11 protein-coding genes are annotated in these 12,471 nt (G+C 43.3%); 8 read left to right on the top strand and 3 right to left on the bottom strand.

Features of this window, described 5'->3' with window-relative positions; all coding sequences use genetic code 11:
- Positions 1-21: 21 nt before the first annotated feature.
- The 5 genes from DESMER_RS16125 (at position 22) to DESMER_RS23660 (ending at position 5,030) form a co-directional block, all read left to right on the top strand.
- Positions 22-705, top strand: a complete 684-nt coding sequence (locus DESMER_RS16125; RefSeq protein WP_014904135.1) for a GntR family transcriptional regulator — start codon at positions 22-24, stop codon at positions 703-705.
- A 235-nt stretch (positions 706-940) separates the two neighbouring features.
- Complete coding sequence (locus tag DESMER_RS16120; RefSeq protein WP_014904134.1) at positions 941-2,137, top strand: M24 family metallopeptidase; 1,197 nt, start codon at positions 941-943, stop codon at positions 2,135-2,137.
- Between the two features lie 25 nt (positions 2,138-2,162).
- Positions 2,163-3,344 carry a M20 metallopeptidase family protein gene (locus DESMER_RS16115; RefSeq protein WP_014904133.1) on the top strand — a complete coding sequence of 394 codons (1,182 nt, stop codon included), beginning with the start codon at positions 2,163-2,165 and terminating at the stop codon, positions 3,342-3,344.
- 52 nt (positions 3,345-3,396) lie between these two features.
- Entirely contained in the window at positions 3,397-4,896 is a 1,500-nt protein-coding gene (locus DESMER_RS16110; RefSeq protein ID WP_014904132.1) for an aldehyde dehydrogenase, read from the top strand.
- Complete coding sequence (locus DESMER_RS23660) at positions 4,890-5,030, top strand: hypothetical protein (protein WP_158405973.1); 141 nt, start codon at positions 4,890-4,892, stop codon at positions 5,028-5,030. The genes DESMER_RS16110 and DESMER_RS23660 overlap by 7 nt, the downstream gene beginning before the upstream one ends.
- Positions 5,031-5,063: 33 nt before the next feature.
- Here the strand turns inward: DESMER_RS23660 and tnpA are convergent, their stop codons facing one another.
- A complete protein-coding gene (tnpA, locus tag DESMER_RS16105; RefSeq protein ID WP_014904130.1) occupies positions 5,064-5,261 on the bottom strand; it encodes an IS66 family insertion sequence element accessory protein TnpA in 198 nt (65 codons plus the stop codon).
- Between the two features lie 229 nt (positions 5,262-5,490).
- Between tnpA and DESMER_RS16100 the strand changes: the two genes are divergently transcribed.
- From DESMER_RS16100 to DESMER_RS16090, 3 genes are all read left to right on the top strand, one after another.
- A complete protein-coding gene (locus DESMER_RS16100; protein ID WP_014904129.1) occupies positions 5,491-5,856 on the top strand; it encodes a hypothetical protein in 366 nt (121 codons plus the stop codon).
- Between the two features lie 63 nt (positions 5,857-5,919).
- Positions 5,920-6,942 carry a type II TA system antitoxin MqsA family protein gene (locus tag DESMER_RS16095; RefSeq protein ID WP_014904127.1) on the top strand — a complete coding sequence of 341 codons (1,023 nt, stop codon included), beginning with the start codon at positions 5,920-5,922 and terminating at the stop codon, positions 6,940-6,942.
- A 29-nt stretch (positions 6,943-6,971) separates the two neighbouring features.
- Positions 6,972-7,190, top strand: a complete 219-nt coding sequence (locus tag DESMER_RS16090; protein WP_083856501.1) for a HepT-like ribonuclease domain-containing protein — start codon at positions 6,972-6,974, stop codon at positions 7,188-7,190.
- Positions 7,191-7,437: 247 nt separating this feature from the next.
- On the opposite strand, the gene DESMER_RS16085 is transcribed toward DESMER_RS16090, so the two are convergent.
- A complete protein-coding gene (locus tag DESMER_RS16085) occupies positions 7,438-8,880 on the bottom strand; it encodes a 4-hydroxyphenylacetate 3-hydroxylase N-terminal domain-containing protein (protein WP_014904126.1) in 1,443 nt (480 codons plus the stop codon).
- A 589-nt stretch (positions 8,881-9,469) separates the two neighbouring features.
- Positions 9,470-12,367 (bottom strand): cell wall-binding repeat-containing protein, encoded by a 2,898-nt coding sequence (locus tag DESMER_RS22640; protein ID WP_052314851.1) that lies wholly within the window; start codon positions 12,365-12,367, stop codon positions 9,470-9,472.
- Positions 12,368-12,471 lie beyond the last annotated feature (104 nt).

Here is a 12,471-nt window from a genome sequence, read left to right as displayed (position 1 = left end):
GGAAAGCGGAAGGGGGTTGTTATGAGAGAGGAAAAAAGAACCGTGCCCGGCAATTTAAGTTCTTTAGTTGTGGATTATTTAAAAAACAAGATTCTTGCCGGACATTATAAAGAGGGGGACCATGTCACAGAGGTTAATGTGGCCGCAGAGCTGGGGATCAGCCGGGCTCCGGTTAGAGAGGGAATTCGGGAATTACAGAATCAGGGCCTGATGAAATCCATACCTCGCAAAGGTAACTATGTAGCCAGGATGGGGCTGGAGGATGTCAGGGAAATTTTTGATATACGAATTCTTTTGGAAAACAGCGTCCTGGAGATCATCGTCAAAGAAAACAAACTCTCAGAGACGGACTTTGGCAAATTAAATAATATTGTCAGGGATATGGAGCTGATTGCCGAAGGCTCGGGGGAAGAGACCGATAAAATCGTTGCGATGAACCAAAAAGACATGGAGTTTCACAGCTACTTATGGGAAAAATCCGGCAGTAAAAGAAGAGAAAAGGTTTTACATGATCTGAATGTTCAGCTCCAGATGGCCATGGTTATCGACACTCAGCTGACTGGTAATCTGGATGTCACGGCTAAAGATCATTATGAGATTATCCGCCATTTGCAGTTGGCTGATTTAGAAAACTGTAAAAAGGCACTGAGAAACCATATTATGACCTATAAAATGGAAGAAACAGTTGAAGAAAATCAGGCTTAATAGACAAGATGCATAGATTTCATCAGAAGATGAACCAGGAGAAAAGTCCCTCATAATATACGGAAGCAATGGCGCTTAGAGACTCTTGAAGAGTAGTTTAAAGCGCCATTGCTTTTTGTTTGGAGAGAGATTATTGCCCGTTCACCTTTTGTCGACAATCGACAAATTCTCATGGTGTTAAACAAGAATAAGGGTCAATGATTAAAACTAGTTTGTTGCTGAAAGGATGAGGGCATTGTTAAATTTCGAAGTATCTGAGTACCAAACTCGCCTGGAAAATGTGAAAAAGAGAATGAATGACCAAGGCATCAGCGTTTTGCTGGTAACGGACCCCGCCAATATGAATTATCTGACCGGTTATGACGGATGGTCCTTCTATGTTCACCAATTAGTGATTGTTTTAATTGACCGGGAACAGCCTGTCTGGATAGGGAGAGGTCAGGATGCCAATGGGGCTAAAGTTACCACTTGGTTAGACTCAGATAACATTCGAGCCTATACCGATGATTATGTGCATTCGACGGTAAAACATCCTATGGATTATGCAGCAAATGTTTTAATGGAAATGGGGTATGGTGAAGGTTCTGTGGGGGTGGAGATGGATACCTATTACTTTACGGCAAAATGCTTCGAGAGTTTGAAAAAAGGTCTGCCTAAGGCAGCTTTTAGGGATGCCAATCTTCTTGTCAATTGGGTCAGGATCATAAAATCCGACAGGGAAATCACCTATATGAAAAGAGCTGCCCGGATCGTGGAAAATGTGATGCAGACAGCTATGGATGCCGTTCAAGTCGGGGTCAGGGAATGTGATGTTGCGGCAAAGGTTTATTACGCGCAGATGACAGGTACGGAAGAATTCGGGGGGGATTACCCGGCAATTGTACCGTTGATGCCTTCCGGGGAGAGAACATCAACACCCCATTTAACCTGGAGTGACCGCAGATATGAAGAGGGTGATTTAGTGATATTGGAACTGGCCGGGTGCTATAAACGTTACCATGCCCCTTTGGCCAGAACCATGATTCTGGGAGAGCCTCCTCAAAAGGTCAAGGACTTGTCCAGTGTGGTTATTGAGGGAATTCAGGCTGCTCTTGATTTCGTCAAACCGGGAGTATGCGGGGAAGAGATTGAAGAAGTGTGGAAAAAGACCATCGAAAAAAGCGGCTTTATCAAGGACTCACGGATAGGATACTCCATGGGGCTGAATTATCCTCCGGACTGGGGCGAACACACAGCCAGTCTTCGCCCGGGGGAAAAGACAATCCTGCAGCCCAATATGACTTTTCATCTCATCCCGGGAATCTGGCAGGACGATTACGGAGTAGAGATCAGTGAACCCTTTCGGGTTACGGAAAAAGGCTGCGAATTATTCGCTGATTTTTCTCGTCAATTATTTATCAAGCATACCCCATTAAGGCAGGTAGGGATATAAAACCTTATGTAGGGAGTAAAGGACTATGGAGAAGATTAAAGACGAAATCGCTTCCTTAGAGGATGAGCTTATTGCCTTAAGACGAGATTTTCACAAGTATCCGGAATTGGGATATCAGGAATTCCGTACCTCAGGCATGATTGCAGAATACCTGAGCAGCTTGGGCTTAGAAGTTACCAGGCTGGAGAAGACAGGTGTGGTTGGCTTGTTAAAGGGTGAGGGGGGAGCAGGTAAAACCTTGCTGCTTCGTGCGGATATGGATGCCCTCCCCATCGAAGAGCAGACGGATTTAACCTTTAAATCCGAAATACCGGGAGTGATGCATGCCTGCGGTCACGATGGGCACTGTGCAATTCAACTGATTGTCGCCAAGGTCCTAGCTAATCATAAAGATGAAATTAAAGGGTGTGTGAAATTTGTTTTCCAGCCCAATGAAGAGGAGGCAGGGGCTCTGGACATGATTCAGGCCGGAGTTCTGGAAAATCCCAAGGTCGACGCTGCCTTAGCCCTGCATCTTTGGAGTGCCATTCCCAGCGGGAAAATTGGTCTGAGTGACGGGCCGGTCTTAGGAACTACTGAAGAATTCGAACTGAAAATTATCGGTAAGTCCGGCCACACATCGGCTCCCCATACAGCCCTGGACCCCATTTTAGGGGCGGCAAAAGTCATTGATGCCGTTCAGTCACTGGCCACTCGGGAATTTGACCCCTTGCTGCCTATTGTCATCATGTTCGGAAAAATTCATAGCGGCAGTGTCCGAAATGCTATTCCCGATTTTGTGGAACTGGGGGGAACCATTCGCTTCCTATTTAACAATGAATCCGTAGCTAAGCCCATGATTTTAGAAAGCTTTGAGAGAGTGATTAAGGGAACCTGTGCAGCCTTGAATTTAGACTATGAACTGAACTTTATTCCCAGCAATCCATCCCTGGTTAATGACCCGGCTATGGTTGCTTTGGTAAAGAGCGCTGCCGCAGACACCTATTCCTCCCTCGGCAATGTAGAAGTGTTTCGCAGTCTGGCAGGAGAGGATTTTGCTGAATTCAGCCAGCGAGTTCCTTCCGTCATGACCTTTGTGGGGATTAACAATCCCCAAACCAAGTCGAACTACCCCCACCATAACTCTTCCTTTGATATTGATGAAGCCATGTTGAAATACGGTGCTGAACTGCAGGTAAGATCAGCCTTGCGTTTTCTCAGCGTCTAAGGAGGGGAAATCAGACCTGAAATTATAACTAATGAGAAAAGGGGAGACAGCTATGGAATTATTAAGTAAAGAGGAGTATCAAAAAATTGCCCAAGGCATTCAATATCCTACCAAGGCATTCATTGACGGGGAGAAGGTAGAATCCGTATCAGGCAAAATCTTCAGCACAGAAAATCCTGCTACCGGAGAAAAACTGACGGAGATTACTGCTTGTAATGAAGAAGATGTTGATTTGGCTGTTAGGGCTGCCCGCAGGGCCTTTAACGACAAAAGCTGGTCCGGTCTGGCCCCAGTCCAGCGGAAAAAGGTACTGCAAACACTGAGTGAACTGATTCTGGAACACAAAGACGAACTGGCAGTCTTGGAATCCCTGGACAGCGGCAGGCCTATTTCTGATATTGCTCCCAGCGATGTCTATGAAACTGCGGAGTGTTTTGCCTGGCATGGGGAGGCTGCAGATAAGCTTGAGGATCAGGTAACAGCATCCCCTCCGGATATTGTGAGTATGATTGTAAGAGAGCCCATTGGTGTGGTGGGAGCAGTACTGCCCTGGAATTTCCCTATGCTGATGGCTGCCTGGAAACTGGGACCGATTCTGGCTGCCGGCAACAGTGTGGTAGTGAAACCCTCAAAGCTGACCACGATGACTATGCTGAGAATTGCTGAATTGGCCCAGGAAGCAGGGATACCTGCAGGAGTTTTGAACGTGGTGACCGGTTCCGGGGCTTTGGTAGGGGAAGCTATCGCTCTCCATCCGGATGTTAACCTGATAACCTTCACCGGCTCGACAGCGGTTGGCCGCACCTTGCTGGAGTACTCAGGAAAATCAAATCTAAAGCGGGTGCTTCTGGAGTTAGGCGGCAAAAACCCTTGTATTGTCATGCCTAATATTACTGATCTGGAGGCTGCCGCTGAGGAAATTGCCCAGGCTGCTTTTTGGAATATGGGTGAAAACTGCAGCGCCAACTCCAGACTGATTGTGCATAAAGACATTAAGGATGAGTTACTAAAGGCTGTTATCGAGAAAACGAAGGCTTGGACTGTGGGGGACCCCTTGGACCCACAATTTCGTTTAGGTTCTATGATTGAAAAATCTCATATGGAAAAGGTTCTGGAGTATATTGAAACCTCCAAAGCTGAAGGTGCGGATCTGGTCTATGGAGGACGCCAAATTTTGCAGGAAACGGGAGGATACTTTATCGAACCCACTATTTTTGACAATGTCACTGCAGGCATGACCATTGCTAAAGAAGAGGTCTTCGGTCCTGTATTAGCAGTGATGACTTTCAGTAACGAAGAAGAAGCCATTGAGATGGCTAATGATACGGAATATGGTCTGCACGCTTCAATCTGGTCAAAGGATGTTAATGAAGTTCATAGACTATCCAGAGGAATCCAAGCAGGCACCATCTCCGTTAACTGCTTTTCTGAAGGAGATATGGGAACCCCCTTCGGCGGGTTTAAACAATCTGGATTTATCGGCAGAGATAAGTCTTTGTGGGCCAGCCGGCAGTATACAGAAATGAAGACTATCTGGATGAAAATTTGTTAGGCGGCTATAGCCCTAAGAGATCCAATGTTGCAGTAAGGATCAATCCTGACATTATTACCAAAGAAATCGACATGATTAAGGGTCTGTTCTTAGAAAAGGAACAGACCCTTGTTGTTGGCGTTGAGGTATTTTGAAGAATATCTCGGAGGTTCATGACAACTTCTAACTCAGGATGTCTGCTTCAATTCGATAAAGCTATCCTGATGAGAGGCAGCTTTGTCTTCGCGGTTACATTTTGTAAGCCAGGACCGGAGTGTATTGATACTTAGGTTGTTTTCTGAGCACCATACGGCAGCGCTCTGGCCAGAAGCACGATAATCGTTTACCTGCTGGCGTCTAAAGATGGACTGTTCTTCGTGAGTCATGGATAATTCCTCCTCAAATAGTCTTGAGGTGATTATCTCAATTCCTAACGTTTATGGGTATGTGCAGAGTTTTTGACAATTACGTAATTAGTCGACAGCTTATTGTTATAAAAAATATTTAAATATTTTTTTTGCAAAAATTGCGGTACCAATTGATACTTTTGCAATTTTTGCATATAATATAAATGTAGTATCAATTGGTACTACATTTAAAGAGAGGGGGCGGTTAATGAGTATGAATGCTGAGTTTTCAAAATTATTTCTTTCAAAAATGCGAAGCTTGATAGTACAGGGAAAACGTCATTTTTTACCCCGGACTTATCCAGATGGCACAAGGTATATTGAACATCTTGCACGGTTAGGTATTGAGAGCATTGATGAAGCTTGGGATTACATAATGCAATTAAATGAAAGCAATTATGTAGATGGACCATTGATTGATGTTACTTCAAAACCGCCATCAGAAGACCCTGTTGTATGGGAATTTAAGTCTAAAGTTAATACCAAAGTTGCCTACATCAAGCTCAAGGATGATTTTAGACGGGGGTGCGTTTGCATTTCATTTCACGAGGATGAACCACATAGAGCAAAATAATGCTCTATGTGGACCCCGATATAAATAAATATAAAATTATAAATTATTACGGAGGAAGTTCAAATGAACGAACTAAAGAAAAAATTCTGTGATGAATGCAATGATTATTATGAAACAGAATTAAAAGAAAAAGATTCAATTATTGATTTTAAAGATGAATCAATTAAAGTTAATGAGAAATTTTTTGTGTGTAAAAACTGTGGGAATGAAGTATATGATGAAGATTGTGCAAATGATACTCTTAAAAATTTAAGTGTAAAATATTATGAGATAAAACATGGTATGGGGTTATATGATTTTAAAAGAGTACGAAATAATTACGGATTAAACCAGATACTTTTTTCGAAAATACTTAATTGGGGAAGTTCAACGGTAAAAAGATATGAATCAGGAGTATCACTTCCTGACTCTTCACACATTTCTATCTATAAAATATTAAAAAGTAATCCTGCTTCTATAATTAACTTTTATCAAGAAAACAAGGAGAATTTAACTTTTCAAGAGCAAGAAGAGATCGAAAAAAATATTAAAGAATATCTGATATCCAATAATGAGCAAAATATAATATTTGATTTATTAAGAAGTATCTACTTTTCGAAAGAACAGACTATTTTTAATGGGAATACAAAATTTAATCCGATTAAATTATTGAATCTGATTATTTTCTTTTCGAATAAATATGTTTTAAAAACAAAATTAATGAAGTTATTATGGTATGCTGACTTTTTAATGTTTAAAAATGAGGGAAAATCAATAAGTGGAATTTCATATGTGAGATTACCATATGGACCCGTTCCAAAATCACATGATTTATTACTTGGAACAATGCAAAGTATCAATGCTATAAGAATTACTGAAGAAGAAAGCTCCAATGGTTATACGAGAATAATTATTGAAGCACAAAAAGAATTTGATAAAAAAATATTTGATGGTATTGAAATCCAAATTATAAAGCACGTAAATAACTTCTTTAATGATTTTGGATCTGGTCAAATCACTGACTTCTCACATAAAGAAAAGGCTTGGCTCGAAACACCAGAAAATGAAGATATACCTTATTCATTTGCATATACCTTAAGAATTTAACTGTTCTAATATACTAAACGGCTCTTTGTGTGTTACAAATTGGAGAACTGACCACTCATCTTTCTGATGATTTTAAGAATACCTATACTGGAATTCCCTGGACACAAATCAAGGCCTTACGTAATGTAGTTGCTAATAACTATGGTAAAATTGACGATGAAAGCTTGTGGGAAACGATTACAGATGATATTCCGAAACTTAAGGACTATTGTGCCAGCATTATTCAAGATCTTGATGTTCTTGTGTAAGGTGACATTATGTTTCGTACCTCCTAACTTAATTGTACACAAAAAGACCCTGTAGAGTAGTCTCTTTTAAGCGTCTACTCTACAGGGTACAGTTTACAAGGACTGCGGTTATTTCTTTTAACCTCTGATTCGGGCTAATCAAAGGGAGCTGAACGAGTTCACTACGATTATGAGTAGTCCATACAAATGATAATTCCTTAGTTTCCAATGAGGACCAAATTAGACATGGGGAGCTCTTATTTTGCCTTTATTCTTCTTTTAAACCTGCTAGACTTCTGGCAAGGTTCTTTTTCTCTTCGAAGTTAGTAAGGGCATATAAGGCCATTTTTTGCGCCATGGGGGAACCGGCGCCATGCCAAGTACCTGCACCATGCAGGCCGGCACACCAGTTTTGAATAAACTTGGCGATTCGGAGGCGTTGTTCCGCCGGCGCTGAGGCTTTCATGAACTTGCGGACATAATGGGCTGTTTCCGGATTTTCCAATTCCAGCTCGGAAGGCATGGTTACTGCCATCCCGCCGCCAATGTCTCCGGCCCATTTCAAGATATCCCAAAAACCGTCGGCAATGGTAAGTTTGGCTGCGTTGCCAAAGATGTCATCCGGCTGAAAAAAGCCGGAGCCGGCGGGTTCCTCATGTCCTTTCAGCGCTGCGGCGATAGTACAGGCCCGAGCGGTTTCATTGATTCGAATCATGTCGGTCATCTTTTCCACAATATGAGGTGCTTTTTGAACCCCGGAGTACTCTGCGGCAAGTTGGGTGGCACCGATGATCAGGTCCGCAAAACCTACTTTACAGGCACCGCCGCAGTTCATGCGATGTGTCTTGGCAAACCGAGCGACTAATCGTCCGGAATACTTTGTTTCACCGCACATGAAAACATGTTCCCAAGGTATAAATACGTTGTCGAATACCATGATGCAAGTCTCCCTTTGCCCGTAAAGGGGATTGCCCAGATATTTCACGTCAGGGGAAAGTTCTCTTTCAGCGGTGAAGGGAGTGTACTGACAAATGTACGTTAATCCTTCGGTTCCGTTGGGTACGGCAAAGGCAACGGCGAAGTCCTCTTCTCCTTGCCGCATGCCCATAGTGGGGATTACTAAGGTCTCGTGAGAGCCGATAGCTCCACTCTGGCTAACCTTTGCTCCCCGTACCACGATGCCGTCTTCTCTTTTTTCCACGACGTGAACGTAGACGTCGGGATCCTCCTGTTCCACAGGCCGTTTAGTTCGGTCACCTTTAGCGTCGGTAACCCCTCCGCTTACTGCCAGGTCGTTTTCCTGGAGGTATTTAACATGATCGAGCAGGCGACTGTGATAATTTGTGCCTAACTCCTTGTCCATTTCCCAAGTGATACCGGCTAAGGCGTTCAATACATCCGCCCCAACGCAGCGATAATTACAAGTTCCCAGCATTTGGCTGGTTAGGGTGGCCATTTCTGACCTTTTTTCTAAATCGGCGGTGCTGGAGGAAATGTGCAGGTTTCGGCTTACCTTTTCACCTGAATATGCTGAAACGGCAGTCATAATGTCAGCGTATTTCGGATCTTCAGCCAGTTCGTAAACCCTGGCGTTAGCACGAAGAACGGTCAAGGTAGTGGAATTTTCATGAAGGTTGACCTGCTTACCGCCGAGAAAGATCCTTGGGTTATAAGCCTTCATACTCTCAAGGTATTCAGTTGCTGTTTTCATAATGAACCTCCTTTTTTAATGAAGCAGGGATAGAAGTAATATCACAAGATGTACTAACTTAATATTCAAAATATTCAACAAAGATTCTTGAACCCCTTTTTCTTAATGTTATAAATAATAAATTGGGTTATCAAAAACTTTGAATTTCAACCAAATAACAATTGTTTCCGAAACTTCGTCTTCTTAATTAACAGGAAGAATCCTTCCTCTATGATGGAGAAAGGATTCTTTTGACTATTTTCCAATTAAGTATCCGTTGATCATCTTGGAGAAAGGCCGGATATTCCAAAATGGCATAGCGCATGAATGACTTAAGTGCCGAAAGGCGTTGGTTTTGAGTGTTAGGGCTTATACATCCCGAAGCGACAAAGGCAAGCCGCCGCTCTTCTTCCATGGCTTCGAGGGTCGCGGTCTTTTTGGAGGGGAACGCGCCTTCCCCAAGACCGCAAAGAAACTTTTGGGCGGCATTCTTATTTTTTATTAATTTCTACCGTGTAAACAAGCACCTGTTTTTAAACAACAAGCCACCGTTCATAGACGGTGGCTTGAAAAGTTTAAGTGGCTATTAAATGGCAGACACCCATACCTACTATATCTTTTGAAGCTTAGACCCATCTTGTTTCATCATATATACCGATGGATCCATCGACATGACAGATAATCCTCTTGTGAAAAAGACCCAATCACCTACAATAGTTATAGCCGATACTTCATCCTTATCCGTGAGTTTTGTCCGGCTGGTACCATCAAGTTTAACTTTGTAAAGTTTGTATCCATCTGCTTTATTGCTGTAATAGATCCAGCTATTGTGCACATTTAAAGCTCCGGCAGCATCACTGGTAACTTCCCTTTTTCCCGTACCGTCGATATTCGTGGTGTATATTTTTCCATTGTTATAACTGATATAGAAAAGCTTATTGTCACTGATGCTAAAGGATTTTACATCATCATCAACAATCAAGGTTTCCTCTGTCCCATCCATAGTTGCTCTGTAAATTGGATTAGGACCCATTGCTGATGCCTTCTGATAATAGATATAACCGGAGTTTATAAAGACGTTTCTGGAATTATTTAAAATTTGCTTTGAAGCCACAAAACCATCGCCGTCAATGTAGAGGCCCCCGTCATTGGCATAGTATACTTGTTTAGCATCCTCGAAGACATAAGGCATAGCTGCAGACGAAACAAGAGAAGGTTTAGGGGAATCCTCATTTAGGATCTTTTGATATGATCCAACAACATTTGAGAAGTAAATGGAATCGCCTATGGCACTCAGATGTTCCGCACTATCGTCCAGAACTTTAGTCGCTGCTGATCCATCGGGTTTCATTTTATATAATAGAGAATTATTTTGACCGCTGCCATAATATATCCATCCATTACTTGCAGCAGCTAGTCCGGAGTTATGAAGGTTGCTCTGTATATTACCGGGATCGAGGGCGCGCCTGGATTTAAGCGTATTGAAGACAGACTCAGAAACGACGCTTGTACCGCCTAGGACAACGACGGTCTTGTTTGAAAGGGAGTTGAGGTAGATCAAGCTTACTTTCTCAGGAATCTCGTTGGGTTTTACTAAAACGATAGGGGATTGTGTCGAACCGGCAATAACTGAGCCGGAGAGGGCATCCGGAAAATTTGTTCCGGTTGCCACAAAAAGATTAGGACTAGAGTCACCGAACAGTGCCTTGGCAATCAATGCCGAGGTTTCATACTGGTCATAACCTCCAAAACGGCGGATATTTGCCTCTGGGAAAAGGTCTTGAATTTGTGCCTCCACCGCAGCACTCACCGCACCTACGCCGCCAACAATGGTGACATCCGTCGGCTCGACGTCTTTAAGATAGGATAGACTTTCAGCGGGGAGGGTGTTTTTCTCAACAAGAACCATTGGAATACCGTGTGCAGAAGCATAAGGGGAGATTGACAGAGCATCCGGAAAATTTTCGCCGGTGGCGATGATGACTTCCCCGCCTCCGGAAGGCTTGACTTGTTTAGCAACCTCTGCAGCTGTCCCGTAGTGGGTAACACCTGCCAGACGCTTAATATTATAGGGATGATAAGAATTATCGTTTAGCCTGGCTTCAAGAGTCGAAGATACCACTGCTGTTCCACCAAGGATATAGATTGTGCTCCCGGGTTTTAGAACTCGTCTTATCTCGGCGATTGTTTTCTGATTATCAGTATAAGGATTGACCAGTAAGAGCGGAGCATTTTCCACCACCCCTAGGCTTGCTCCGGCTAAAGCATCCGGAAAATTATAACCGGTGGCTAACAGTACGGCATCAGCGCTGTGATTAACAGGAAAGGTTTTTTGAGAAATAGCTATAGAAGTATCAATTAAGTCATAACCGGCAAGCCGCATATTGTCAGGAAGAAGGGAGTCCACTACAGGACCGGGAGTTGTGCGGTTATCGGCTGTGCCATCTCCCAAAATCCCCTGGTTAAAACCCCAGGTTAGCATTGAGCCTTCAGCGGTTATGATGAGATAACTGCTTGGACCGGCGGCAATCCCTTGGACATTGGTTAGGTTGGGAACGGTTACAGGGCTTAAATTAAGATGATAACCTAGATCTGTCGGTTGATCCATGGGTTTAGTAAAATCGATCCCCCAAACCCAAACCGTACCGTCTTGGCGTAAGGCGATTGTGTTACGAACACCAGCAGAAATCGCTTTGACCTCAGTCAGCCCTGCAACTTGAATCGGACTGGTACGAGAAGTTATCGTTCCATCCCCTAGTTGACCGCAACCGTTTTCTCCCCAAGCCCAGACGGTCCCGTCAGCTTTAAGGGCAGTGAAATGATCATAGCCTGCGGATACTGCAACAATGTTTGAGAGACTCTCAAGTTTTTCAGGAGAAGAAATAGTGCCTCCCCATTTCCAAACGGTTCCGTCATCAGTGAGGGCAAGAGTATGAGTTCCTTGGGCAGATACAGCGCTAATATTCACCAGACCGGGAATTTGTACGGGTGTTATTGACGATTTGCCGGTACTATTGCCAAGCTCTCCGCTGCTGTTATCTCCCCAGGCCCAGACGGTTCCGTCATTTTTTAATGCCACAGTAAATAAAGTACCGGCAGAAACAGCTTTTACGTCTGACAAGCCGGTTACTTGGACAGGAAGAAAGCTTTCTTTAAGGGTTCCGTTTCCTAATTCACCACTAAAGTTCGAGCCCCAGGTAAAAACGTCACCGTCCTTTTGAAGAGCAACAGAATGTGTGGTACCGGAAGCAATGGCTTTAACATCTGCCAGTCCTGTAACTTTCACCCGATAGGGTTTTGTATTCGTAGTGCCGTCTCCGATTTGTCCATTTTGATTGATTCCCCAACCCCAGACGGTTCCGTCTGAGTTAAGAGCCAACATAGACTGTGAGCCACCTGATGCCGCGATGAAATTATTGGTAACCCCATAGACTGGTTGCTCGGCAAATAGTGAAGACAACATAAAAACAATTATCATGAGTGCAAAGAATCCTTTATTCTTTATCAAGTAGTCACTCTTCCTTTCTACAGCAGCTTATTTATGACAGGAGTTAATTCGTTTTATCGAATGTTATTTCCTTTTGGCAAAATAATCCCTGTAGGCTTTTATTT

Source organism: Desulfosporosinus meridiei DSM 13257, from assembly GCF_000231385.2.
Taxonomy (GTDB): domain Bacteria; phylum Bacillota; class Desulfitobacteriia; order Desulfitobacteriales; family Desulfitobacteriaceae; genus Desulfosporosinus; species Desulfosporosinus meridiei.
Note: the sequence above shows the minus strand (reverse complement) of the source record. Positions and strands in the feature narration are given on the sequence as shown.